Below are 25,685 nucleotides of genomic sequence, written 5' to 3' on the forward strand. Positions count from 1 at the left end.
ATGGCCGCCCCGCCGGCACCTGTCGCCGGGGCCGAGGTGCGTGACATCCTCGGCGGTGTGAGAGCCGTCCGCCTCAGCCCCGTACTCGCAGGCCGCACGGAAGAACTGAAGACGCTCGACGCCGCGCTCGCCCGCGCCTCCGCGGGCGAGCCGCAGGCGTTCGTGGTGGCGGGCGAGGCCGGCGTCGGCAAGACGCGGCTGGTGGAGGAGTTCCTGACCGCCGCGCGCGCCGCCGGCGCGGTGACCGCGGCCGGCGGCTGCGTCGAACTCGGCGCGGACGGGCTGCCGTTCGCCCCGTTCACCACGGCCCTGCGGGCGCTCCAGCGCGAGCTGGGCGACGACGCGATCTCCGCGGCCGTCGGCGGCCGCGAGGAGGAGCTGTCCCGGCTGCTGCCCGACTCCTCGTACGCGCCCCCGGCCGGCGCGCCGCCGCACGAGCGCGACGGGCGCACCCGCCTCTTCGAGCTGACCGCGCAGAGCCTGGAGCGGCTGGCCGCCGACCGCACCGTCGTCCTCGCCCTGGAGGACCTGCACTGGTCGGACCGCTCCACCCGCGAGCTGCTCTCCTACCTCTTCCGCACTCTCCAGGCCACCCGGCTCGTGGTGCTGGCGACGTACCGCTCCGACGACATCCACCGCCGCCACCCCCTGCGCCCCTTCCTCGCCGAGCTGGACCGGCTGCGCTCCGTACGCCGCATCGAGCTGGCCCCGCTCAGCCGCGACGAGGTCGCCGCCCAGCTCACCGGCATCCACGGCACCGTGCCCACGCCCACCCACGCCGACGACATCCACCGGCGCAGCGAGGGCAACCCGTTCTTCGTCGAGGAGCTGTCGGCCAACCCGGACTGCAGCATCAGCGAGTCGCTGCGCGACCTGCTGCTCGTCCGCGTCGAGCGGCTCGCCGAGCCCGCCCAGCGGGTGGTGCGGGTCGCCGCCGAGGCCGGCAGCCACGCGGAGCACGCGCTGCTGGCCGCGGTCACCGGCGCGGACGAGGACGAGCTGCTGGACGCGCTGCGCGCGGCCGTCGCCGACAACGTGCTCGTACCCGACGAGGACGGCGAGTCGTACCGCTTCCGGCACGCCCTGCTACGCGAGGCCGTGCGCGACGACCTGCTGCCCGGCGAGCGCTCCCGGCTCAACCGCCGCTACGCCGAGGTCCTCCAGGCCGATCCCACCCTCGTCCGGGCCGAGCAGCGGCTCACCCGCATCGCCCGGCACTGGCACCACGGCCGGGACAGCGCGCGGGCGCTGCCCGCCGTGCTGGCGGCGGCGGTGGAGGCGCGCTGCCGGCACGCGTTCGCCGAGCAGTACGAGCTGCTGAAGCGGGCGATGGAGCTGTGGGACGACGTGTCGCCGGAGGTACGCGCCCGGCTGCGGCCCCCGGACCGGATCGAGGACTACGAGACGGGCTACGTGGCGGGAGCCGGGGAGGACGCCCCCCTCACCGAGCTGGACCTGCTCGCCGAGACCGTCGTCGCCGCCCGGCTCGCGGACGAGCGGGAGCGGGCACTGGCGCTGACCAGGCGCGCCCTGGAGGCCGTCGACGAGGCCGCGGAGCCGCTGCGCGCGGCGTGGCTGTGGGTGCAGCGGCACTGGCTGGTGGAGGAGCTGGCACGCGGCGACGGCCGCGCCGAACTCGACCAGGCGCTGCAGCTGGTGCGCGACCTGCCGCCGTCGCGGGTGCCCGCGCTGGTGCTGGCCTGCGCCGCCGCCTGGGAGATGCTGCACCGCCCCGGGCAGCCCGCGGGCCTCGCGGCGGCCGAGCTGGCGGTGCGTACCGCGGCCGCGGCCGGCGAGGAGAACCTGGAGCTGAACGCCCGCGTGGCGTACGGGATCCACCTGGAGGACTCCGGCGACGAGGAGCGCGGGCTCGACGTCCTGCGCGGGGCCCGTGACCGGGCCCGGCACATCGGCGACTACACGGCGGCGGCGCGCGCGGAGCTGAACCTGGCCGCGGCGCTGGAGAACCTGGGCCGCTCCCGCGAGGCGGCGGAGGTCGCCGCGGACGCGGCGCGGGCGGCGGCGAGCCGGGGGCGGCGCGACAAGGTGTCGTTCTCGCTCGGCAACCAGATGGACTCCCTGGTGGCGATGGGCCGTTGGGAGGAGGCGGAGTGCGTCGCGGACCTGGCGGAGCGGGACGCCGTCGTCGCCCTGACCTACGGCAACCTGGCCCAGTCCCGCGCCCGGCTGGCGCTGTTCCGCGGCGACGTGGCGCGGGCGGAGGCGCTGCTCGCCGCCGCGCGGGACCGGCTCGGGCCGCAGCAGACGCAGCCGCAGATGGCGATTCCGCTGAGCACGCTGACGGCGGCGGTCGCGGCCGCCCGCGGGGACCTGACGGGCGCCCGCGAGGAGGCCGCCCGCACGATCGACGCGGGGCTCGCACCGGGCGTACACCGGTACGGGTGGCTGCTGTTGCTGGTCGCGGCGGAGGCCGAGGGCGACGGGCGGCGGGTGCCGGCGTTCGCGCGGGGCACCGCGGCGGCGCTGGCGCGGATCCGGACCGCGGCGGCGGGGCTGTCCCGCTCGGCGCCGGTGTGGGCGGCGCACGCGCTCTTCCTCGACGCGCAGGCGGCCCGCGCCGCCGGCGACCCCGACCCGCTGCGGTGGGCCGCGGCGGCGGCCGCGTTCGAGCCGCTGGACCGGCCGTACGAGCTGGCCCGGGTACGGCACCGGTGGGCGGAGGCCCTGCTCGCGTCCGGAGGCGACCGGGAGCGCGCGGCGGACCTGCTCGCCGGCGCCCACGCGACGGCCGCCGCCCTCGGCGCCACCCCCCTGCGCACGGCGGTCACGGCGCTGGCCTCCCGAGCCCGCCTCCCCCTGGGCGGCCCGGACCCGGCGCCGGCGGACCCGGTCCGGGCGCTGGGGCTGACGTCGCGGGAGCAGGAGGTGCTGAAGCTGGTGACGGCGGGGCGGAGCAACCGGCAGATCGCCGAGGAGCTGTTCATCTCGCCGAAGACCGCGAGCGTGCACGTGTCCAACCTGATGGCCAAGCTCGGCGTCTCGGGCCGCGGCGAGGCGGCGGCGACGGCCCACCGCCTGCGGCTCTTCGAGGACGCCTGAGGGCTGTCCCGTAGCCCACGGTGGATCAGCGAGCGGCGTCCGGCGCGGCACGCGGCGAGGTGCCGTGCCAGGCGTCGTGAGCCCGCCGCGGGTTACGGGACAGCCCTTAACGCGACCGGTCCCCGGTGCCGGCCGGCGCCGGGGACCGGTCCGTGCGCAGGAGGGTCCGCAGCAAGCCGGCACCGGCCACCACGGCGGCCAGGTGCAGCACCGCAGCCACGGCGGGGGCCTCCGGCGGGGCGGCCCCGCCGGGGCGGGCCAGCGCGACGACCAGGGTGACGGGGAGCTTCCAGCCGCTCCAGGCGAACAGCGAGCCCGAGCCGAGCCAGCCGGCCGCGAGCGGGAGCCACCGGGGCAGCCCGGCGGGGCGCGCACGGGCGAGGGCCAGCGCGGCGGCGGCTCCGGCCAGCGCCCACCCGGCGCCGAGGCCGGTGAGCAGCCGCCAGTCGGTCCCCCGCTCGTCCGGGCGGGCGAGCCCCCACGTACCGCCGGCCGCCCAGTACAGCCAGCCGAGGCCGACCGCGGCGGCGGCCACGGCCGGCCAGGGCAGCGCCGTCCGCGTACCGTCTCCCACCCGTCCGGCGAACGCCTCCGGCCACCTCCGCCGCAGGTAGGCGGGGAGCGCGACGGCCAGGCCCAGCCCCATGCCCACGAAGCCGAACTGGATCAGTGCGCCCACCCAGCCGGGCATGGCGGCACCATCCCCGCCGTCGTCGGGCGGGTCCCCGCCCCCGGCGTCCAGGAGCGTGGTGAGCACGGCGTAGGGCAGGATCGAGACCAGGAACCCCGCCCCCGTCCAGGCGCAGAACACCACCGGCCGCCCGGGGATCCGCATCCCCCACGGCCGCACCAGGGCGAGCGCCAACGCGATCCCGATCGCCGTCATGCCCACGGTCACCGTGTTGAGGAAGACCCAGCCGGACAGGCTGTAGCCCTCGGGGACCGGCGCGAGCCGCAGCAGCGAGCCGGCAACCCACGACACCTTGATCACCAGGTACGGCAGCAGCGCGAGGGCGGCGCCGTAGGCCGCCCGGCGTCCGGCCCGGTCCCAGCGTTCCATCCGCATCCCCCAGCTTCCGGCGGCCTTCAGCTTCGGCCGCCGTCCCGCCCGGACGCATCGGCCCGGGGAACCACCCGCCTCCCCCGTCCGGCGGGGTGCCGGCTCCTCCTCCGGGACCGGTGGCGCGGCACGTAAGGCACCTCAGACCACGGGCAGGGGCCGATCCGGGGTGCCTTAGGCGGGTACGCGCGCGTAGGGGCGTCCGGGTAAGGCGGCGGGGGTGCGGAGATGCGGCAGTCTCCCGATGTGGCGGACCCCCCTTGGCGGCGAAGCTGGAGTCACACAGCAAGAGACCAGCCAAAACGCCAGGGAGAAAGAGATGTTCGCGTACCAGATGCACGAGACGCGCTCCGCCGACCTGCGCCGCGAGGCAGCGCAGTTCCGCCTCGCCCGCGAGGTGGCCGTCGCCCGCCGGGAGGAGCGCCGCGCGGCCCGCCGCACGCGCGTCCTGTCCCGCTGGGTGAAGGCCGCGTGAGGTGGCGCGCCGTGCGACGGATCACCGTGCGGCCCCGGAAGCGGGAGCGCGAGAGCCCGCCCCTGGACCTGAGAACCCCGAGCGGCCGGCCGCTGCCCTACTGAGCGGCGGCCGGACCGGACCGCAGAGCGCCCACCCGCACACCGCGGGGCGGGCGCTCTCGCCGTCTGCGCCCCTTTCCTCGGTTTCCCGCGTTTCCCGCGTTCCCGCGTTTCCCCGCTTCTCCCGGCCGCCCCTCCCCCGTGCCCCCGCCGGGCTGCCGCCGCGGCGTAGCGCTGTGCGATGCTCTCAACTGTGACGATCTCGTGCGTAAGCCCCGTGCTCGTCGGCCGGGCCGACGAGCTGCGCTCCCTGGGCGCCGCCCTGGAGCGGGCCGGCGCCGGCATGCCGCAGGCCGTGCTGGTCGGCGGCGAGGCCGGGGTGGGCAAGACCCGGCTGCTGGAGGAGTTCGCCGACCGCGCGGAGCGCGCCGGCGCCGTGGTGGCCGTCGGGGGCTGTCTGGAGCTGGGCGCCGACGGGCTGCCGTTCGCGCCGTTCGCGACCGCGCTGCGCGCGCTCCACCGCGCGCTCGGCGGCGAGTTGGCGGACGCCGCCCGCGGCGGCGAAGCCGAGCTGGCCCGGCTGCTGCCAGAACTGGCCGGCACCGGCGGCGCGGGCGGGGCCGGGGACCGGCACGACGCCGACGCCAAGGCCCGGCTCTTCGAGCACGCCGCCCGGCTGCTGGAGCGGCTGGCCGCCGGGCGGACGGTGGTGCTGGCGCTGGAGGACCTGCACTGGTCGGACCGCTCCACCCGCGAACTCCTCGGCTACCTCATCCGCTCCCTCCAGGGCGCCCGCGTGCTGCTGCTGGCCACGTACCGCTCCGACGACATCCACCGCCGCCACCCGCTGCGCCCCTTCCTCGCCGAGCTGGAGCGGCTGCGCACGGTGCAGCGGCTGGAGCTGGCGCGCTTCTCCCGGCAGGAGGTCATCGGCCAGATCACCGCGATCCGGGGCACCGGGCCGCTGCCGCACCTGGTGGACTCGATCTTCCAGCGCTCGGACGGCAACCCCTTCTTCGTCGAGGAGCTGACCGCACTGCTGGACTGCGGCGGCTCGCCCGACGCGCTGTCGGAGTCGCTGCGCGACCTGCTGCTCGTACGCGTCGAGACCCTGCCGGAGGCGACGCAGCGGGTGCTGCGGATCGCCGCGGAGGCCGGCTCGACCGTGGAGTTCGGGCTGCTCCTCGCCGTGTCGGGGCAGGGCGAGGAGGAGCTGATCGAGGCGCTGCGGCCCGCCGTCGACGCCGGCATCCTGCTGACCGCTGCGGGGAGTCCCGGCGCCGACAGCTTCCGCTTCCGGCACGCGCTGCTGCGCGAGGCCACCGGCGACGACCTGCTGCCCGGCGAGCGCTCCCGGGTGCACCGGCGCTATGCCGAGGCGCTGGCCGCCGACCCCGCGCTGGTCCGCCCGGAGGAGCACGCCGCCCGGCTGGCCAGCCACTGGTACGCCGCCCGCGACCCGGCGCGGGCCCTGCCCGCCGCGCTCAAGGCGGCCGACGAGGCGGGGATGCGGCACGCGTTCGCCGAGCAGCACGCGATGCTGCGGCGGGCCGTCGAGCTGTGGGACGAGGTGCCGGAGGAGCAGTTGCGCGAGCTGCCGGCCGCGCGCTACGCCGAGTCGTACCCGCTGTGCCGCTGCGCCGACGAACCCCACCTGCACTTCCTCGACCTGCTCGCCGAGGCGGCCGTCGCCGCCCGGCTGGACGACTCGCACGAGCAGGCGCGCACGCTGACCCGCCGGGCGCTGGAAATGCTCGACGAGACGCAGGAGCCGGAGCGGGCGGCGTGGTTCTGGCTGGAGCGGCAGTGGCAGGTCGTGAACAGCGGCGGCGGCGACGGCTGGGCGGAGCTGGGCAGGGCGCAGGAGCTGGTGGCGGACCGGCCGCCGTCGCCCGTGAAGGCGGACGTGCTGGCGACGGCGGCGCTGTGGAAGATGCTGCACAGCCCGGACCCGGCGAGCATCCCGCTGGCCGAGAGCGCGGTGGAGCAGGCCCGGCTGGTCGGGGCCGCGGAGGTCGAGCTCCACGCGCGGATCACGCTGGCCACGCTGCGTACGCACGCCGCCGACGTCGAGCGCGGCACCGCCGAGCTGTACGAGCTGCGCGACGCCGCCGACCGCTGCGGGGCCCCGACCGTCATCGGCCGGGCCCACAACAATCTCGCGTCCGTGCTGGAGATGACCGGCCGGTCCCGCGAGGCCATCGAGGCGGCGCGGGCGGGGCTCGCGGCGGCCAGGAAGCAGGGCCTGCGCGACTCGATCGCCTTCATCGGCTGCAACATGGTCGACGCGATGATCTCCGTCGGCGAGTGGGACGCCGCCGAGGGGGACCTCGTCCGGCTGCGCTCGTACGGCGCCCAGGCCCGTACCCGCGCGTTCGCCTCGCTCGCCGCCGCCTGGCTGGCGCTCTACCGCGGCGACCTGGACCGGGCCGGCGAACTCCTCGCCGAGGCGCGCAAAGAGGCGGGTGCCAGCCAGGCGGAGCCGCAGGGCGCCTTCCGCATGGTGCAGATCGGCGCGCGGATCCTGATGGAGCGCGGGCGGTACGAGGAGGCGCGGGCGGAGCTCGCCGAAGGGCTGGTGAAGCTGCCGGAGCTGGGGCACGAGTCGTACCTGTGGCAGCTCCTGGTCTCCGCGGCGGCCGCCGAAGGCGACGCGCGGGGGCTGCCGGGGACGGCGGCGGGCCGCGACGAGCTGCTGGACCGGCTGGAGCGCGCGGCGGGGCAGTTGGACACGCCGACGCCGATCTGGGCGGCGTGGCGGCGGTACTTCGTCGCGGAGCTGGGCCGGGCGCGGGGCCGCTCGGAGGTGGCCGAGTGGGAGGCGGCGGCGTCGGCGCTGGAGCCGCTGGAGCGGCCGCACGAGCTGGGCTGGGTGCAGTATCGCTGGGCGGAGACGCTGCTCGCGGGCGGTGCGGCCGGGCCCGTACGGGAGCAGGCGGCGCGGCTGCTCGCGCAGGCGCACGCGTCGGCGGAAGCGCTGGGCGCGGCACCGCTGCGCGACGGCGTGGAGCAGTTGGCGGCGCGGGCGCGGGTGCGGCTCACCGGGCCGGACGGGGCCGAGGGGGCGGAGCCGGAGGATCCGGCGGAGGCGCTGGGGCTGACGGCCCGGGAGACGGACGTGCTGCGGCTGGTCACCGCGGGGCGGAGCAACCGGCAGATCGCCGAGGAGCTGTTCATCTCGCCGAAGACCGCGAGCGTGCACGTGTCCAACCTGATGGCCAAGCTCGGCGTCTCCAACCGCGGCGAGGCCGCCGCGGTGGCCCACCGCCTGCGCCTCTTCGAAAGCGCCTGACCCCGGGCCGTACGCGCGCGGGCCGCGGCCGGCGCTACGGCGCCGTGGCGGACCAGTCGAGCCTGTCCCGGTGCCGCCGGGACAGGTACGTCCAGGCGGCAAAGAACGGCAGTCCGCCGAGCGCGAGCGCGCCGAAGGCCCCCTCCCCCGACACCTCGAAGGCCGCCCCCTCGCCGAGGAAGAGCTGGGCGGCGCTCTGGTACGCGACGTGGAAGCCGATGCCGGTCCAGATGTCGCCGGTCGCGACGCGGAACGCGCCGAGGAGCAGCCCGAAGGCGAAGAAGAGGAAGAGCCGGAACGGCGACCGGGCGACCCCGACGAGGAAGCCGAAGAGCATGAACAGCACCGCCTGGCCGACGACGGTCCGGCCGGCGGGCAGCGCGGTCAGCAGGTTGCGCTGGAGGTAGCCGCGGAACACCAGCTCCTCCGGCAGCGCCTCGTACAGGAAGACCAGCACCACCAGCATCGCCGCCACCCCGGCGACCTCGGCGACGGGCTCCCGGCGCGTGACCTCCACCCAGCCGGTGCCCAGGCACAGCGCGAAGCCGGCGGCGGCGGGCAGGAGCCAGCAGGCGGCGCCGAGGAGGAAGTGGCGGGCGGCGGTACGGGACAGGGGCAGCCCGATTCCGTGCCAGGGGCGGCGGTCCAGCAGCCGGCGGGCGAGGACGACCGCGGGGACGACGAGGACGGTGGTGAGGACGGCGCGGGCGGCGTGGGTGGGGCGGTCGTAGTCGCGGCCGAGGGGCGTGCCGTAGAAGACGAAGAGCCAGAGCAGCACGGCGGCGGCGAAGACGGTGAGGACGCGCAGGCGCATCCCGGGTAACGCGGGCGGGGGTCTGTCCGCGGGTTCGGCCGGGTCGGCGGGCATGGGCGGGGTCCTCTCGGGGACGGCCGCGCCCGTGCGGCGCGGGCCGCCATCCTGCACCGGCCCGTGCCCCCGGTCACCGTACGCGTCCGGCAATCCCGCCCGCGGCACATGGCCCGGACCCGGAAACCGGGCCCGGCGGTCAGTCCTCGAAGAGCCGCAGGCGGTGGGCCACCGCCGCGGCCTCGCCGCGGTTCGACACACCCAGCTTGGCCATCAGGTTCGACACGTGCACGCTCGCCGTCTTCGGCGCGATGAACAGCTCCTCCGCTATCTCGCGGTTGCTCCGCCCCGCCGCCACCCGCCGCAGCACGTCCGTCTCCCGGGCCGTCAGCCCCAGCGACTCCACCGGGTCCGCCGGCGGCCGGGACGCCGGGCCGAGGGGGACGCGGGCGCGGCCGGCGAGCTGCTCCACGCCCTCGCGGAGCGGGGTCGCGCCGAGGCGGACCGCCGTCGCGTGCGCCTCGGCGAGCAGCGGCGCCGCCGTGTCGCGGGCGGCGGGACCGCCGCCGGGGGCGCGGGCGAGCAGCGCCTCAGCCCGGCGGTACGCAAGGTGCGCCAGGGTGTGCGGACGGCCCAGCGGCTCGTACGCCGCGGCGGCCGCCGCCCACACGGCGGGGTCGGCGGCGCCGCGGGCGCGGGCCAGTTCGGCGGCGAAGAGGCGGGCCGACGGCGTCCACAGCGGCCCCTCCGCGGGCAGGTCGGCCGCCTCGTCCGCCAGCCGCGCCACGATCTCCGCGCGCCGCTCCTCCGGCACGCCCGGCACCCCGGCGATGTCCCCCGCCAGCCGCGCCCCGGCGACGAGCAGCTCCCAGACGTACGTCTCCTGGCCGGGCATCGGCAGCAGCGCGAGGTGCCGCTCCAGCGAGTCGAGCGCCTCCGGCGCCTGGCCCAGCGTCCGCAGCGCGCTCATCTCCACGACGGCGAACGGCAGTTCGTACTGCGGCTCGCCGTCGTTGCGGCCCCGGTAGCGGCGGGCCGCGGCGAGCAGCTCCGGCACCAGCTCGAACTCGCCGCGCAGCAGCGCGAGCTGGGCGCGCCGCAGCGCCACCGACGCGCCGGTGCGGGAGCCGGCGGCGTGCCGCTTCCACTCCTGGCGCATCTGCTCGGCGCGGTCCCACTCGCCGAGCGAGGTCAGCGACTCCACGACGTTGAGCGCGGCGAAGGCCGCGGAGTCGTACAGCCCGCGGGCGTACATGTCCTTCATCCCGGCGAGGCCCGCCTCGACCGCCTCCGCGGACCGGCCGGCCTTCTCCAGCGCGTCGCACAGGTTGATGCACGCGCGGCCCATCTGGCGGTCGGCGCCGAGCTGCCCGGCCAGGTCCCGTATCTCGTACAGCTCGGCGATCCACGCGTCGGGGTCGCCCTTCGCCGAGCGCAGCGTGCACAGCGTGATCCGCGCGCCCAGCTCGACCTCGCCGGCGCCGGCCTGCCGGGCCAGCTCGACGGCCCGCTCGGCGAGCACCATGCTGTCCAGGCTGGAGGCGTGCAGCAGCTCCCACATCGCCACCTGCGCGAGGACGTCGGCGTGGGTGGCCGAGGCCGGCAGGTCGCGCACCAGCTCGTGCGCCCGGGTCAGCTCCGCGCGGCCGTCGCCGCGGCCGGCGAGCGCGATGAGCTTGGATCGCTCCAGCCAGAACCAGGCGGCGCGCAGCGGGTCCTGCGTCTCGTCGACGACCTTGAGGGCCGTCTTGCCGAACTTCAGCGCCGACTCCCACTGGTGGTCCAGCCGGGCCGCGAACCCGGCGTGCGCCAGCAGGTCGACCAGGTGCAGCTCGAGCTCCTCCGGCCGGTCCCCGCAGCCGCACGGCGGATACGACTCCAGGGCGCCCTGCGGCGGGAGCCCGCGGCGCTCCTCCGCCGGCACCTCGTCCCACAGCTCCAGCGCCCGCTCCAGCAGCTTGAGCTGCTCGGCGTAGGCGTGCCGGGTGCGGGTCTCGCGGGCGGCGTGGAGCACGGCGGGCAGGGCCTTGGCGGCGTCGCGCGCGTAGTACCAGTAGCTCGCCAGGCGGGTCGCCCGCTCCTCCGCCGCGACCAGCGCGGGGTCGGCCTCCAGGGCCTCCGCGTACCGCCGGCTGAGGCGGGTGCGCTCGCCGGGCAGCAGGTCGTCGAGCACGGCCTCGCGCAGCAGCGCGTGCCGGAAGCGGTACGCCTCGCCCTCCTCGTCGGGCACCAGCACGTTCGCCCCGACGGCGGCGCGCAGGCCCTCGATCAGCTCGTCCTCGGCGAGGCCGGAGACGACGGCGAGCAGGGCGTGCGGGACGCGGGCGTTCCGGGCGGCGAGGCGCACGACGCGCTGGGCGCCCTCGGGCAGCGCCTCGACCCGGACGAGCAGCAGGTCGCGCAGGGAGTCGCTGAGGCGGCCCGCGTCGTCGCTGAGGGCCAGCTCCTCGACGAAGAAGGGGATGCCCTCGCTGCGCGCGTACACCTCGGCGGTCAGCTCGCGCTCGGGCTCGGCCACGCCGCGGATGCCGGCGAGCTGGCTGCGCACCTCGTCCTCGCTGAGCCGGGACAGCTCCAGCCGCTGCACGGAGCGCAGCCGGTCCAGCTCGGCGAGGAAGGGGCGCAGCGGATGGCGGCGGTGGACGTCGTCCGAGCGGTACGTCATGAGGACCACGAGGCGGGCGTCCCGGACCGACCGGACGAGATAGCCGAGCAGCTCGCGGGTGGAGCGGTCCGCCCAGTGCAGGTCCTCCAGGGCCAGCACCACGGTGCGGCCGGCGGCCAGCCGCTCCAGCAGGCCGACGGTCAGCTCGAAGAGGCGGGCCCGGCTGTCCTGGCCGTGCGGCTCCTCGGCGACCGGGCCCAGGTCGGGCAGCAGCCGGGCGAGCACCGGCTCCTGGCCGGCGGCCAGCTCCGTCAGCTCGGCGCCGAGCCGGCGGTGCAGCATGCGCAGGGCGGTGGCGAACGGCGCGAACGGCAGTCCGTCGGCGCCCAGCTCCAGGCAGCCGCCGACCGCGGTGACCGCGCCGGCGTGCTGCGCCTTCTCCAGGAACTCGTCCAGCAGCCGGCTCTTGCCGACGCCTGCCTCGCCGCCCACGAGCAGCACCTGCGGCTCGCCGAGGGCGGCGCGGGCGAGCGCGGCATCAAGGGTCTTCAACTCGTCGTGACGGCCTGCGAACACCGGGCTGATGGATCGGCTCTGCACAATGTCGAGCATCGCACGCTGCACTGACAGCGTGGAATCGGTTTTCTCACTGGCCGGGCACGGTGGGCAGGTCGGCGAAGACGTCGAAGCGCATGACGGCCGCGATCACGAGTCCGAGCGCGCCCAGCACCAGCCCCGCGACGGCCACGGCCCGCACCCACACCACGGGCCGCAGGGCACTGTCGCCGAACGCCGGGCGGACCAGCACGGCCGCGGACACGATCAGGGCGACGACCGCGGTGAGGCCGTTGAAGAGGGCGATGGTGTGCCAGGGGGTGCCGTACGCGGCGGAGATCTGCTCGGCGGCGGTGCCGTTGGCGGATTCGAGCTGGCCGGTCAGCTCCCGGCGTGCGGACACGAGGTCGGCCAGCCAGGTGCCGGTCAGCGAGGCGAAGCCCAGGGCGGCGCCCACGACGGCAGCGGCACCGGCGGCGACCCCGGAGGGGGCGCGGGCCGCGGGGGGCGGCTCGCCGGCCTCGTCGTCGTCCGGGCCGGAGCCGTCGTCGGGCTCGGCGTCGTCAGCCCAGGTGCCGTCGTACGCGGCCCCGTCGGCGGTCTCCGCGGTCTCCGCGGTCTCCGCGGTCTCCGCGGTCTCCGCCGTCTCCGCGGCGTCCGTGGCATCGGTGGCGTCGGCCTGGTCGGTTTTCGACAGTTTCGATAGTGCAGCCATGCCGCGCACCGTAGGCGGCCCGTCTGAGAGAAGTATGAGTCCGTCTGAGAGTCGTATTAACGGATGGCCGGCTCCTGCGGCAGCCCGATGTGCTCGGCCGCCGCCGGCTCCCCGGGCCCCTCGACGCCGATGTGCGGCAGCCGCCGCTCCAGCCAGCCCGGCAGCCACCAGTTGGCCCGGCCCAGCAGGTGCATCAGCGCCGGCACCAGCAGCGTGCGCAGCACGAAGGCGTCCAGCGCCACCGCCGCGGCCAGCGCCACCCCGAACATCGCGATGATCCGGTCCCCGCCCAGCGCGAACGCGGAGAAGACCGCGATCATGATGAGCGCCGCGCAGTTGATCACCCGGCCGGTCTCGGCGAGCCCGACCCGGACCGCCCGCCGGTTGTCGCGGGTCGCCCGCCACTCCTCGTACATCCGGCTGACCAGGAAGACCTGGTAGTCCATCGAGAGCCCGAAGAGCACGGAGATCATGATCACCGGCAGGAACGGCTCGATCGGCCCGGTGGCGCCGAGCCCCAGCAGCCCGCTCCCCCAGCCCCACTGGAAGACCGCCACCACCACCCCGAAGGACGAGGTCACGGCCAGCACGTTCATCAGCGCGGCCTTCAGCGGCACGCCCACGCTGCGGAACGCCACCAGCAGCAGCACGCAGCCCAGCGCGATCACGACGCCGCCGAAGAGCGGCAGCTTGCCGACGATCACCTCGGCGAAGTCGTCCTGGCCCGCGGTTATCCCGCCGACGTGCACCTCCATCGACGTACCGTCGGCGGCCTCCGGCAGCACGTCGGTGCGCAGCCGGTCCACCAGGTCCGACGTCGCCTCGTCCTGCGGCGCGGTTTCCGGGGTGACGGTGATCATCCCGGTGCCGCCGCCCTGCCCGTGCACCGCGGCGGTGGCGTCGGCGACCCCCGGTGTGCCGCGCAGCGTCTCAGGCAGCGAGTCGAAGGCCACCCGGTCGCCCGCGCCGTCGAGCTGGGCGACGAGGGTGAGCGGGCCGTTGCTGCCCGGGCCGAAGCCCTCGGCCATCAGGTCGTACGCCTGCCTGGTGGTGGCGCTCGCGGGATGGTTGCCCTGGTCGGAGCTGCCCAGGTGGAGCGCGGCGACGGGCAGCGCGAGGACGCCCATCAGCACCAGCGCGAGCGCGCCCAGCAGCCGCGGCCGGCGCTGCACCAGGACCGCCCAGCGGGCGGCGAGCCCGCGCGGTACCTCGGGCCGCGGGCCGTTCTCGACGAGCGCGCGCCGCTCGCGGCGGCTGAGCGCCTTCATCCCGATGACGCCGAGCAGCGCCGGCAGCAGCGTGATCGAGGCGGCGACGGTGAGGACGACGGTCAGCGAGGCGGCGACGGCGACGCCGGTGAGGAAGTTCAGCCGCAGCACGAGCATGCCGAGCAGCGCGATGCACACGGTGACGCCGGCGAAGACCACGGCCCGCCCGGCCGTGGCCACGGCGCGCTGCGCGGCCTCGCCGACGGGCAGTCCCTCGCGCAGGCCGCGGCGGTGTCTGGTGACGATGAACAGGGCGTAGTCGATGCCGACGCCGAGGCCGACGAGCATGCCGAGCATGGGCGCGAAGTCGGCGACGGCCATGGCGTGGCCGAGGAGGGTCACGCACCAGTACGCCGTGCCGACGCCGACGAGCGCGGTCGCGATCGGCAGCGCCATCGCGGCGAGCGAGCCGAACGCGACGAAGAGCACGACCGCCGCGACGACCACCCCGACGGCCTCGCCGTAGTGCACGGACGGCGCCTGGAGCAGCCCGGCCCCGGGGCCGCCCACGGCGACCTCCAGCCCGTCGCCCGCGGCCCCCTCGGCGGCGTCGACGACCTTGCGGACGTCGCCGGTCGCCATGTCGTCCACGGCGCCGTCGTACGTCACCGTGGCGTACGCCGTGCGCCCGTCGGCGCTGACCGCGCCGCCCTCGCCGCCGCCGGACCCGGTGGCCGTGCCGGGGACGCCGCCGGGGTCCGCGGCGTACGAGCCGTCGGGACCTGACACGTCCGCGACCCCCGGCAGCCCGGCGATCTCCGTCAGCGCCGCGTCCACCCGCTCGGTGACCTGCGCGTCGCGCACGCCGCCGGCGTCGTGCCAGACGACGGTGTCCGCGGCGCCGTCGAGGCCGGGGAACGCCTCGGCCATGAGCACCTGGGCCCGCCCGGACTCGGTGCCGGGCACGTCGTAGTCGTTCGAGTACGCGGGGCCCAGCAGGGCCGCCGCGACGGCCGTGCCGGCGAAGGCGGCGAGCCAGAGCAGGACGACGACCAGGCGGCGGCGTAGACACCACCGGGCGAGACCGGACACGGGCGGCTCCCTGGGATTTTCACGATCTTTCAGGGAGGTTCGCCCTCAAAGACTCCTGCACCTGCGCTGCCACTGTTACAGGTGCGGGAGATCGTTTGTCCGGTCAGTGGTGTTTTTCACACCATCAGTCCGCTACGCCCAACTTCTCCATGATCAGCTCCCGGGCCCTGGCGGCGTCCGCCTGGCCGCGGGTGGCCTTCATGACCGCGCCGACGAGCGCGCCCGCCGCCTGCACCTTGCCGCCGCGGACCTTGTCCGCGATGGCCGGGTTGGCGGCGATGGCCTCGTCGACCGCGGCGCCGAGCGCGCCCTCGTCCTTGACTATGGCCAGACCGCGCTTGTCGACCACCTCGTCGGGAGCACCCTCGCCGTCGAGGACGCCGGTGATGACCTGGCGGGCCAGCTTGTCGTTCAGCTTGCCCTCGGCGACCAGCGCCGCGACCCGCGCGACCTGCTCGGGCGTGATCGCCAGCGCGGCCAGCTCGACGCCGTCCTCGTTGGCCCGCCGCGCCAGCTCGCCCATCCACCACTTGCGGGCCGCCGTGGCGTCCGCGCCCGCGTCCATGGTGGCGACGATCGGGCCGATGGCGCCGGCGTTGAGGATGGACTGCATGTCGTGCGCGGAGACGCCCCACTCCTCGCGCAGCCGGTTGCGGCGCAGCCGCGGCAGCTCCGGCAGCCCGGCGCGCAGCTTCTCCACCCAGTCGCGGGCGGGTGCGACGGGCACGAGGTCGGGCTCGGGGAAGTAGCGGTAGTCCTCCGCCTCCTCCTTCGTCCGGCCCGAGGTGGTGGTGCCGGTGTCCTCGTGGAAGTGCCGGGTCTCCTGGACGATCTTGCCGCCGCCGTCGAGGACCTCGGCGTGCCGGACGACCTCGGAGCGCACCGCGCGCTCGACGCTGCGCAGCGAGTTGACGTTCTTCGTCTCGCTGCGGGTGCCGAAGACGGTGGCGCCGGCGGGCATCAGCGACAGGTTCACGTCGCAGCGCATCTGGCCCTGCTCCATGCGGGCCTCGGAGACGCCGAGGGCCTTGATCAGCTCCCGCAGCTCGGCCACGTACGCCTTGGCGACCTCGGGCGCCTTGGCGCCGGCGCCGGTGATCGGCTTGGTGACGATCTCGATCAGCGGGATGCCGGCCCGGTTGTAGTCCAGCAGCGAGTGCGAGGCGCCGTGGATCCGGCCGGTGGCGCCGCCCACGTGCGTGGACTTGCCGGTGTCCTCCTCCATGTGGGCGCGCTCGATCTCGACCCGGAAGACCTCGCCGTCGACCTCGATGTCGAGGTAGCCGTCGTACGCGATGGGCTCGTCGTACTGCGAGGTCTGGAAGTTCTTCGGCATGTCCGGATAGAAGTAGTTCTTCCGGGCGAAGCGGCACCACTCGGCGATCTCGCAGTTGAGCGCCAGGCCGATCTTGACCGCGGACTCCACGCCCGTCTCGTTGACCACCGGCAGCGCGCCGGGCAGGCCGAGACAGACGGGGCAGGTCTGGGTGTTCGCGCCGGCGCCCAGCGCGGTGGCGCAGCCGCAGAACATCTTGGTCGCGGTGCCGAGCTCGACGTGGACCTCCAGGCCCAGCACCGGCTCGTACGTCGCGAGGGCGTCCTCGTACGTGACAGTCACAGCTCTCTTCCAGCCTCTCGACCCCGGCGCGGCCCGCTCAGCCGGCGAGGATGTCGTCGTCGTTCATCCGGCGCAGCTCACGCACCAGCAGGGCGACACCGGTGGCCATGGAGGCGGCGGACACCAGGGCGTCGAGCTGCCGCAGCCGGTCGTCCTCGAAGCGCGCCTGCTTCATCTGCTTGGCGATGCCGATCGCGCCGAAGAGCGTCGACGTGAGGGAGACGTACAGACCGGTCTTGGACTTCTTGAAGTCCTTGGCCTTGGCGAACTTGCTCATAGGGCGGGTGCCTCCTCCAGCAGGGGGTGGCCCCACCGGTCGGTGAACGCGGCCTCCACCGCGGCACCGACCCTGTAGAGCCGGTCGTCGGCCATGGCGGGGGCGATGATCTGCAGCCCCACCGGGAGCCCGTCCTCCGGCGCGAGGCCGCAGGGCAGCGACATCGCGGCGTTGCCGGCCAGGTTGGACGGGATGGTGCACAGGTCGGCGAGGTACATCGCCATCGGGTCGTCGACCCGCTCGCCGATCGGGAACGCGGTCGTCGGCGTGGTCGGCGAGACGAGCACGTCGACCTGCTCGTAGGCGCGCTCGAAGTCGCGCGTGATGAGGGTGCGGACCTTCTGCGCCGAGCCGTAGTACGCGTCGTAGTAGCCGGAGCTGAGCGCGTACGTGCCGAGCATGATGCGGCGCTTGACCTCGGGGCCGAAGCCCGCCGCGCGGGTCAGCGAGGTGACCTCCTCGGCGGAGTGCGTGCCGTCGTCGCCGGTGCGCAGCCCGTAGCGCAGGCCGTCGTAGCGGGCGAGGTTCGAGGAGACCTCGGCGGGCGCGATCAGGTAGTACGCGGCGAGCGCCTTGTCGAACGACGGGCAGGAGACCTCCACGACCTCGGCGCCCAGCTCGCGCAGCAGCTCGACGGCCTCGTCGAAGCGCTGCATGACGCCCGTCTGGTAGCCCTCGCCGCGGAACTCCTTGACCACGCCGACGCGCATCCCGGCCACCGAGCCGTTCCGCGCGGCCTCGACGACCGGCGGGACGGGGGCGTCGATGGAGGTGGAGTCCATCGGGTCGTGGCCGGCGAGCACCTCGTGCAGCAGCGCCGCGTCGAGCACCGTACGGGCGCACGGGCCGCCCTGGTCGAGGCTGGAGGAGAACGCGATCATCCCGTACCGCGAGACACCGCCGTAGGTCGGCTTGACGCCGACGGTGCCGGTGACGGACGCGGGCTGGCGGATGGAGCCGCCGGTGTCGGTGCCGATGGCCAGCGCCGCCATGTGCGCGGTGATGGCGGCGGACGAGCCGCCGCCGGAGCCGCCGGGGATCCGGGTGAGGTCCCAGGGGTTGCCGGTGTGGCCGTAGGCGCTGTTCTCGGTGGAGGAGCCCATCGCGAACTCGTCCATGTTGGTCTTGCCGAGGATGACCACGTCGGCTTCCTTCAGCCGCCGGGTCACGGTCGCGTCGTACGGCGGGACCCAGCCCTGGAGCATCTTCGACCCGGCGGTGGTGGGCACGCCCTCGGTGGTGAAGATGTCCTTCAGCGCCAGCGGCACCCCGGCGAGCGGGCCGAGCTTCTCACCGCGCTCGCGCTTGGCGTCCACGGCACGCGCGCGGGCGAGCGCGCCCTCGCGGTCGACGTGCAGGAAGGCGTGCACCTTCTCGTCCACGGCGTCGATGCGGGCGAGATGGGCCTCTGCCACCTCGACGGCGCTGACGTCGCCCGCGGCGATCTGCGCGGCGGTCTCCGCCGCCGTCTGCCTGATGATTCCCGAGCTGTCCGCCACGGTCACTCCTCCCCCAGGATCTGCGGCACCTTGAAACGCTGCTGCTCCTGCGCGGGCGCGCCGGAGAGCGCCTGCTGCGCGGTCAGGCTCGGCCGGACGGCGTCCGGGCGCATGACGTTCGTCAGGGGCAGCGGGTGGCTGGTCGGCGGTACGTCCTCGCCGGCCACGTCGGCGACGCGGGCGACCGCGCCGATGATGGCGTCGAGCTGGCCGGCGAAGTGGTCCAGCTCCTCGCCGCTCAGCTCCAGGCGCGCCAGCCGGGCGAGGTGGGCGACCTCCTCGCGCGTGATGCCAGGCATGCGGGTCATCCTCACAGGGTGGTGTGACGGTTTCGGGGCAATCCTATGGGGCGCGGGGCGGTGCGCCCGACCGGGTTTCCCGGCGGGGCGGTTCCGGCCGCCCGTACGGCCGCCCCGGCCGTACCGAACACTTCGGCGGCCGCGGTGCGCTACTGCGCCCCGCCGCGGGTCACTTCACCGGCTTCACCGGCTCCTCGGCCTCGTCCGGCTGCTGCGCGGCACCGGCCGCCGCCGGCTCGCCCGCCGCGGCGCGCGCCGCGCCCGCCACGGCCGGCGCGGCCGCCGCGGCCGGCAGGGCCCTGGCCCCGGCGGGGCCGGGGCCGCGGGCGCGCAGCCACGCCGTGGTCTCCTGCGGCGGCATGGCGGCGGCGACGAGCCAGCCCTGCACCGCGTCGCAGCCCAGGTCGCGCAGGTGCTCCCAGGTCTCGTCGTCCTCGACGCCCTCGGCGACGACGCGCAGGCCCAGCGAGTGCGCGAGGTCGACGGTGCAGCGGACGATCTCCAGGTCCTCCGGGTCGACGGCGAGCCGGGCCACGAAGGAGCGGTCGATCTTCAACTCGCTGACCGGCAGCCGGCGCAGATGGACCAGCGAGGAGTAGCCGGTGCCGAAGTCGTCGAGGGACATCTTCACGCCGTGCCCGGTGAGTCCCGCGAGGGTGTCGGCCGCGCGCTGCGGGTCCTCCAGCAGCACGTGCTCCGTTATCTCCAGCTGGAGCGCGCCGGGCGGTACGCCGTGCCGGGCGAGGCGGGCGGCGACGGCGCCGGCGAAGCCGGGCGTGTGCACGTCGCGCGGCGAGACGTTGACGGCGACCGGGACCTGGAGGCCGGCGGCGCGCCAGTCGGCGACCTGGGCGAGCGCGGTCTCCAGCACGTACTCGGTGAGCACCGGCATCAGGCCCGAGGTCTCGGCGATGGCGATGAACTCCTCGGGACTGACGTGCCCGCGCTCGGGGTGCGCCCAGCGCACCAGCGCCTCCAGGCCGACGACGCGGCCGTCGAAGCCGACTTTCGGCTGGTAGTGCAGGGCCACCTCGCGGGCCTGGAGCGCGCGGCGCAGGTCGCCCAGCAGGCCGAGCCGGTCGGGGGTGTTGCCGTCGCGGCGGGCCTCGTAGACCTCGACGCCGCTGCGGTCCCGCTTGGCCTGGTACATCGCCACGTCGGCGCGCTGGAGCAGGCCCTCGGTCTCGGTGGCGTGCTCGGGGTAGACGGCGACGCCGGCGCTGGCCTCCAGCACCAGGCTCATCCCGTCGAGGTCGAGCGGGGAGCCGAGGGCGGCGACGAGCGTACGGGCCACGCGCTGGGCGCTGGTGGCGGAGTCGGTCAGCGGGATGAGCACGGCGAACTCGTCGCCGCCGAGGCGGGCGGCCTCGGCGCCGCGGGGCAGCGCGAGCCGCAGCCGGCCGGCGAGTTGGAGCAGCAGCCGGTCGCCGGCGCGGTGGCCGAGGGTGTCGTTGACGGCGCGGAAGCGGTCGAGGTCGATGAGGACGAGGGCGGCGCGGCGGCCCGTGCTCTCGGCCTCGCCGAGGGCGTGCCGGGTGCGGTCGAGCAGCCACTGGCGGTTGGGCAGCCCGGTGAGCGGGTCGCGCAGTTGCTCCTCGGCGCGGGCGCGGGCCATCCACAGGCTGGAGTCGAGCGCGATGAGCGGCACGGCGAACAGGGGCAGCAGGGCCGGGGTGTTGACGGCCACGACGATGATGAGCGGCGCGATGCCGAGCAGCGCGGCGCCGCCCAGGCCCTGCCGGGTGAGGGCGGCGCGGGCGAGCGGGCCGGGGCCGTCGCGGTGGCCGGGGGTGGCGTACCAGGTGAGCACGCGGGTGACCAGGGCGTACGACAGGGCGGCGGCGATCAGGTCGGGCAGCACGTACAGGTCCCAGCTGCCCGGCTGCCAGGGCTGCTCGACCGTGGGGTGCTGGCCGCAGATCCACAGCACGAAGACGGCCGTCGAGATGCCGAGGATCTCGACGGCCCCGTGCAGCGGCGCCGGGCGGCGGTGCGGGCGGCGCACGAGGGCGACCGCCAGGATGACGAGCAGGCTGATGACGACGGCCGGGGTCCAGCCGTAGAGCAGCAGCACGGCGAGCGTGAGCGCGGCTGCGGAACCGTTCCCCCCGGACCAGCGGTCGCGGCCGGGTGCGACCAGATGGGCGATGAGGACGGCCGTCAGGACGACCAGGCCCCAGCCCGCGGTGCCGCGCGGGAAGAGCGCGTGGTCCTGCCGCAGCCCGTGCAGCACGCCGATGACGAACACCAGGCCGCCGGCGGACTGCACCAGCCACGGCAGGGCGGGCAGCACCAACCGGCGCAGCACCGGCGCCGGTTCCGTGCTCTCCGTCGGTCGCATCCCGTCCCTCTCACCGCCTGGGGCGCGCGTCGGCGCGCCCGTCCACACTAGGCCGCGAAAGGCGGTCTGGGGCGGCGATCGGCTGCGGTCGCCCGATTACCCCCGACTCGCCGGGTTTCGGTCACCACTCGAACAGCCGGGCCCCGGCGGCTACTCGGGCGGTGTCACCACGGCCTCGCGGGCGGCGTCGGGACCCTGCTCCAAGAGGACGGCGAAGCCCGCGTCGTCGAGGACGGGGACCTTCAGCTGCACGGCCTTGTCGTACTTGGACCCGGGGTTGTCGCCGGAGACGACGAAGTCGGTCTTCTTCGACACCGAACCCGTCACCTTCGCTCCGCGACTCTGCAGTGCCTCCTTCGCGCCGTCCCGGGTGTGCGACTGGAGTGTTCCCGTGACGACGACCGTCAGACCCTCCAGCGGACGCGAACCTTCCGATTCATCCGCCTCCTCCTCCATCCGCACGCCCGCCGCGCGCCACCGCTCGACGATCTCGCGGTGCCAGTCCTCGGCGAACCACTGCGTCAGCGAGGCGGCGATGGTGGGCCCGACGCCCTCGGCCGCGGCCAGCTCCTCCTCGCTCGCCGCCATGATGCGGTCGACCGAGCGGAACTCGCGGGCCAGCGCCTCCGCGGCGACCGGCCCGACGTGCCGGATGGACAGCCCGGCGATGACCCGGGCCAGCGGCCGGTCCTTGGCCGCCTGGATGTGCGCGAGCATCAGCTCGGTGTTCTTCTTGGGGTTGCCCTCCTTGTTGGCGAAGAAGGTGACGACCTTCTCCTCGCCCGTCTCCGGGTCGCGCTTGGGCAGGCCGGTGTCCTGGTCCAGCACGTACGACTTGATGGGCAGCAGGTCCTCGACCTTCAGGTCGAACAGGCCGCCCTCGTCGAGCAGCGGCGGCTGCGCCGGCTCCAGCGGCTGGGTGAGCGCGGTCGCGGCGACGTACCCGAAGTTCTCGATGTCCAGACAGCGGCGGCCGGCGAGGTAGAACAGCCGCTCGCGGAGCTGGGCCGGACAGGACCGGGCGTTGGGGCAGCGCAGGTCGACATCGCCCTCCTTCATGGGCTTGAGCGCCGTGCCGCACTCGGGGCACTCCGCCGGCATCACGAACTCCCGCTCGCTGCCGTCCCTGAGGTCGGTCAGCGGCCCCATGATCTCGGGGATGACGTCGCCCGCCTTGCGCAGCGCGACCGTGTCGCCGATGAGGACGCCCTTGGCCCTGACCACGTCCTGGTTGTGCAGCGTGGCGAACTCGACCTCGGAGCCGGCCACCGTCACCGGCTCGACCACCGCGTACGGCGTGACCCGCCCGGTGCGCCCGACGCCGACGCGGATGTCGACCAGCTTGGTGTTGACCTCCTCCGGCGGGAACTTCCACGCGATGGCCCAGCGCGGCGCGCGGGACGTGGAGCCCAGCCGGCCCTGCAGGGCGATCTCGTCGAGCTTGACGACGACGCCGTCGAACTCGTACGCCACGTCGTGCCGGCGGTCGGCGTAGCCCTCGATGAAGGCCCGCACGCCGGCGATGCCGTCGACCACCTTCGTGTACGGCGAGGTGGGCAGGCCCCACTCCTTGAGAAGGTCGTACGCGCCGGAGAGCCGGTCGAAGCGGGCGCCTTCGAGCGCGCCGATGCCGTGGACCACCATGTGCAGCGGACGGGAGGCGCTGACCTGCGGGTTCTTCTGGCGCAGCGAACCGGCCGCGGAGTTGCGCGGGTTGGCGAAGGGGGGCTTGCCCTCGGCCACCAGGTCCGCGTTGAGCTGCTGGAACTCCGAGAGCGAGAAGAACACCTCGCCGCGGATCTCCACGAGGTCCGGGATGTTCTCCCCCCGCAGCCGGTGGGGGATCTCGCCGATGGTGCGGATGTTCGGCGTGATGTCCTCGCCGGAGCGGCCGTCACCGCGGGTGGCGCCGCGGACCAGCCGGCCGTGCTCGTACGTCAGGTTGACCGCGAGGCCGTCGACCTTCAGCTCGCACAGCAGGTGGTACGGCTGGGGGTCCAGCTCCCTGGCCATCCGGTCGGCCCAGGCGTCCAGTTCCTCGTCCGTGAACGCGTTGTCCAGGGAGAGCATCCGCTCGCGGTGCTGGACGGAGGTGAACTCCGTCTCGTACGCCCCGGCGACCTTCTGGGTCGGCGAGTCGGGCGTGCGCAGCTCCGGGTGCTCCTCCTCCAGCCCCTCCAGCTCCCGCAGCAGCTTGTCGAAGTCGGCGTCGCTGATGACGGGCGTCGTCACGTAATACCTGAAGCGGTGCTCCTCGATCTGCTCGGCCAGCAGCCGATGCCGCTCACGCGCCACGCTGTCCGTACTCAAACCGGGCCTCCCGTTGTCACTCCGGGTCCCGGACGAGGGACCCCGCGGCACGGACGCAGTGGGCGAGGGCCCGGCGGGCGTACTCCGGGTCGGCGCCCGCGAGGCCGCACGCCGGAGTGATCACCACACTGCCGGCGAGCGCCTGCGGCGACAGCCCCAGCCTGCGCCACAACGTCCTGACACCCCCGACGCTACCTGCAGGGTCTGACATCGGACCCGCACCGGCGGGCGCGCCCGCGGACGCGTCGGGAAGTGCGGGGACAACGCCCGCGAAGAGCCCGAGCCCGGCCTCCACCGCCTCGCCGACGGCTTCCTCCAGCCGGCCCGGGCGTGCGGTCAGCAGCCCCGCGTCGTACGAGACCGCCGCTGCCCCCGCGCGGTGCAGCAGCGCGAACGGCACGTCCGGGGCGCAGGAGTGCACGACGACCGGGGTGCCGTCCGGGCCGGTGGCGCCGGCGGCGCCGATCACGTCGCGCAGCGTGCCCTCGACCACGGCCCGGTCCACCGCCCGGTACGTGCGGTAGCCGCTGGCGGTGGCGATCCGGCCGGTCAGCACGGCGGTGACGGACGGCTCGTCGAGCTGCAGCACCACCTCGGCGCCCGGCACCCGGCGGCGTACCTCCGCCAGGTGCGCGCGCAGCCCCTCGGCGAGCGAGGCGGCCAGGTCGCGGCAGGCGCCGGGGTCGCGCAACGCGGCCTCGCCGCCCTTCAGCTCCAGCGCGGCGGCCAGCGTCCACGGCCCGGCGGCCTGGACCTTCAGCGGACCGGTGTAGCCCTGGGTGAACTCCTCCAGCGCGTCCAGGTCCTCGCCCAGCCACGAGCGCGCCCTGCGGGTGTCCATCCCCGGCCGGTCGGCGATGCGCCAGCCGCTGGGCTGCAGGTGCACGTAGACGTCGACGAGCATCCCGGCGCTGCGGCCGACCATGTCGGCGCCGGGCCCGCGCGCGGGCAGCTCGGGCAGGAACGGGAAGTCGCCGACCTCGCCGGTCACGGTGCGCGCGGTCTCCCGCGCGTCCTCGCCGGGCATGGATCCCACGCCGGTGGCGGCACCGGCACCCCACGGGCGCGTCGCAGTCTCAGTCACGAGGGTGAGGGTATGCCGACCCGCCCGCCCCGCTACGGACCGGGGCGTACGGAGACGTCGGTGAGCTGGGCGTCGCGCGGCAGGTCCAGGGCCGTCAGCAGGGTCGTCGCCACCGACTCGGGGTCGATCCAGCGCCCCGGCTCGTACTCCCGGCCCTCCTGGCGGTGCACCTTGGCCTGCATCGGCGTGGCCGTGCGGCCCGGGTAGACCGTGGTGACCCGCACGCCGCTGCCGGCCTCCTCCGCGCGCAGCGCGTCGGCCAGCGCCTTCAGCCCGTGCTTGCTCGCGCCGTACGCGCCCCACCCGGGCCCCGCGCTCAGCCCGGCACCGGAGTTGACGAACACCACGTGCCCCCGCGCCGCCCGCAGCCGCGGCAGCAGCAGCCGGGTCAGCTCGGCCGGCCCGGTCAGGTTGACGGCCAGCGTCTCCGCCCAGACCTTCGGGGTGGTCTCGGCGACCGGCCCCAGCTCCACCACGCCCGCGACGTGCACCAGCGCGTCGAGCGCGGCCGGCAGCTCCTGCTCCGCCAGCGCGTCCGCCAGGCCGCCCGGCTCGCCGAGGTCGGCCACCACCGTGCGCGCCCCGGGGAAGCGCTCCGTCAGCTCCGCGGCGCGCGCCGGGCTGCGGACGAGGAACCAGAGGCCCGCCGGCCCGCGCGCGGCCAGCCGCCGCGCCAGCGCCTCGCCGATGCCGGAGCCGGCTCCCGTGATCAGATACGTGGTGGCAGGGGTGTTCTCGCTCATGCGGTCATCCTGTCACCGCACCGGACGGGTCTCCAGGTACGTCATGGCGGTCTCCGGGTCGTCCGCGAAGAACATCAGCTCCGCCAGCGGCAGCGGCAGGAACCCCTCCGCCTCCATCCGCCGGAACTGCTCGTGCAGCCCGTCGTAGTACCCGGAGCTGTTGAGCAGCACCACCGGCTTCGCGTGCAGCCCGTGCTTCTTCAACTCCAGGATCTCCGTGGCCTCGTCCAGCGTGCCGGTGCCGCCGACCATGATCACGACGGCGTCGGAGCGGCCCAGCAGTTCCGCCTTGCGCTCCGCCAGGTCCCCGGCGATCACCATCTCGTCCGCGCCCGCGCGCGCCTTGTCCGCCAGGAACGTCACCGAGACGCCGACCAGCCGCCCCCCGTGCTCCTGCACCCCGTCGGCGACGACCTTCATCAGCCCCACGTCCGACCCGCCCCACACCAGCGTGTGCCCGCGCTTGCCCAGCAGTTCGGCGAAGCGGCGGGCGGGCGCGGTGTAGCGCTCGTCGAGGTCGGCCGCGGAGAGGAAGACGCAGATGTTCATGCGCACACCGTACGCGCGTGCGCCGGCCCCGCGGACGGGCGCGTTCCGGCCGCG

At 75.3% G+C, this 25,685-nt stretch carries 17 protein-coding genes; 3 read left to right on the forward strand and 14 right to left on the reverse strand.

The genetic code is table 11. From position 1 onward, the window contains the following. On the forward strand, positions 1-3,060 hold the full coding sequence (locus LG396_RS39655; protein WP_308190091.1) for a helix-turn-helix transcriptional regulator: 3,060 nt from the start codon (positions 1-3) through the stop codon (positions 3,058-3,060). Positions 3,061-3,166: 106 nt separating this feature from the next. On the opposite strand, the gene LG396_RS11740 is transcribed toward LG396_RS39655, so the two are convergent. Next, positions 3,167-4,120, reverse strand: a complete 954-nt coding sequence (locus LG396_RS11740) for a hypothetical protein (protein WP_225794683.1) — start codon at positions 4,118-4,120, stop codon at positions 3,167-3,169. Positions 4,121-4,439: 319 nt separating this feature from the next. On the opposite strand from LG396_RS11740, the gene LG396_RS11745 reads away from it, so the two are divergent. Together LG396_RS11745 and LG396_RS11750 are read left to right on the forward strand one after the other, a co-directional pair. Further along, on the forward strand, positions 4,440-4,595 hold the full coding sequence (locus LG396_RS11745; protein ID WP_018838925.1) for a hypothetical protein: 156 nt from the start codon (positions 4,440-4,442) through the stop codon (positions 4,593-4,595). A gap of 318 nt (positions 4,596-4,913) precedes the next feature. Continuing rightward, positions 4,914-7,928: a helix-turn-helix transcriptional regulator gene (locus tag LG396_RS11750; protein WP_225794852.1), complete on the forward strand. Its 3,015-nt coding sequence runs from the start codon at positions 4,914-4,916 to the stop codon at positions 7,926-7,928. Between the two features lie 34 nt (positions 7,929-7,962). Here the strand turns inward: LG396_RS11750 and LG396_RS11755 are convergent, their stop codons facing one another. The 13 genes from LG396_RS11755 to LG396_RS11815 all read right to left on the reverse strand — a co-directional run bounded on the left by LG396_RS11755 (position 7,963) and on the right by LG396_RS11815 (position 25,631). Beyond that, a complete protein-coding gene (locus tag LG396_RS11755; protein WP_225794684.1) occupies positions 7,963-8,796 on the reverse strand; it encodes a CPBP family intramembrane glutamic endopeptidase in 834 nt (277 codons plus the stop codon). A 139-nt stretch (positions 8,797-8,935) separates the two neighbouring features. Further along, complete coding sequence (locus LG396_RS11760; protein ID WP_225794685.1) at positions 8,936-11,953, reverse strand: helix-turn-helix transcriptional regulator; 3,018 nt, start codon at positions 11,951-11,953, stop codon at positions 8,936-8,938. A gap of 34 nt (positions 11,954-11,987) precedes the next feature. Beyond that, a complete protein-coding gene (locus tag LG396_RS11765; RefSeq protein ID WP_225794686.1) occupies positions 11,988-12,611 on the reverse strand; it encodes a hypothetical protein in 624 nt (207 codons plus the stop codon). Between the two features lie 56 nt (positions 12,612-12,667). Then, positions 12,668-14,911: an MMPL family transporter gene (locus tag LG396_RS11770; protein WP_225794687.1), complete on the reverse strand. Its 2,244-nt coding sequence runs from the start codon at positions 14,909-14,911 to the stop codon at positions 12,668-12,670. Positions 14,912-15,035: 124 nt separating this feature from the next. Further along, positions 15,036-16,529 (reverse strand): Asp-tRNA(Asn)/Glu-tRNA(Gln) amidotransferase subunit GatB, encoded by a 1,494-nt coding sequence (gene gatB, locus LG396_RS11775; protein WP_037743233.1) that lies wholly within the window; start codon positions 16,527-16,529, stop codon positions 15,036-15,038. Between the two features lie 37 nt (positions 16,530-16,566). Further along, the gene (locus tag LG396_RS11780; RefSeq protein ID WP_018838918.1) at positions 16,567-16,806 is read right to left on the reverse strand and encodes a hypothetical protein; all 240 of its coding nucleotides are present in this window, start codon (positions 16,804-16,806) and stop codon (positions 16,567-16,569) included. Beyond that, entirely contained in the window at positions 16,803-18,311 is a 1,509-nt protein-coding gene (gatA, locus tag LG396_RS11785; RefSeq protein WP_018838917.1) for an Asp-tRNA(Asn)/Glu-tRNA(Gln) amidotransferase subunit GatA, read from the reverse strand. Before gatA ends, LG396_RS11780 begins: the two co-directional genes overlap by 4 nt. Beyond that, positions 18,308-18,604 carry an Asp-tRNA(Asn)/Glu-tRNA(Gln) amidotransferase subunit GatC gene (gene gatC / locus LG396_RS11790; protein WP_018838916.1) on the reverse strand — a complete coding sequence of 99 codons (297 nt, stop codon included), beginning with the start codon at positions 18,602-18,604 and terminating at the stop codon, positions 18,308-18,310. Before gatC ends, gatA begins: the two co-directional genes overlap by 4 nt. Positions 18,605-18,773: 169 nt before the next feature. Further along, the gene (locus LG396_RS11795) at positions 18,774-20,945 is read right to left on the reverse strand and encodes a putative bifunctional diguanylate cyclase/phosphodiesterase (protein WP_225794688.1); all 2,172 of its coding nucleotides are present in this window, start codon (positions 20,943-20,945) and stop codon (positions 18,774-18,776) included. Positions 20,946-21,095: 150 nt separating this feature from the next. Beyond that, positions 21,096-23,255 carry an NAD-dependent DNA ligase LigA gene (ligA, locus tag LG396_RS11800; protein ID WP_018838914.1) on the reverse strand — a complete coding sequence of 720 codons (2,160 nt, stop codon included), beginning with the start codon at positions 23,253-23,255 and terminating at the stop codon, positions 21,096-21,098. A gap of 16 nt (positions 23,256-23,271) precedes the next feature. Beyond that, complete coding sequence (locus LG396_RS11805) at positions 23,272-24,339, reverse strand: methionine synthase (RefSeq protein WP_225794689.1); 1,068 nt, start codon at positions 24,337-24,339, stop codon at positions 23,272-23,274. Positions 24,340-24,371: 32 nt separating this feature from the next. Then, positions 24,372-25,082 carry an SDR family oxidoreductase gene (locus tag LG396_RS11810; protein WP_037743221.1) on the reverse strand — a complete coding sequence of 237 codons (711 nt, stop codon included), beginning with the start codon at positions 25,080-25,082 and terminating at the stop codon, positions 24,372-24,374. Positions 25,083-25,094: 12 nt separating this feature from the next. Beyond that, positions 25,095-25,631, reverse strand: coding sequence for an LOG family protein (locus LG396_RS11815; RefSeq protein WP_018838909.1), 537 nt, complete (start codon positions 25,629-25,631; stop codon positions 25,095-25,097). Positions 25,632-25,685 lie beyond the last annotated feature (54 nt).

The organism is Streptomyces aculeolatus, assembly GCF_020400605.1.
Classification (GTDB): Bacteria; Actinomycetota; Actinomycetes; order Streptomycetales; family Streptomycetaceae; genus Streptomyces; species Streptomyces aculeolatus.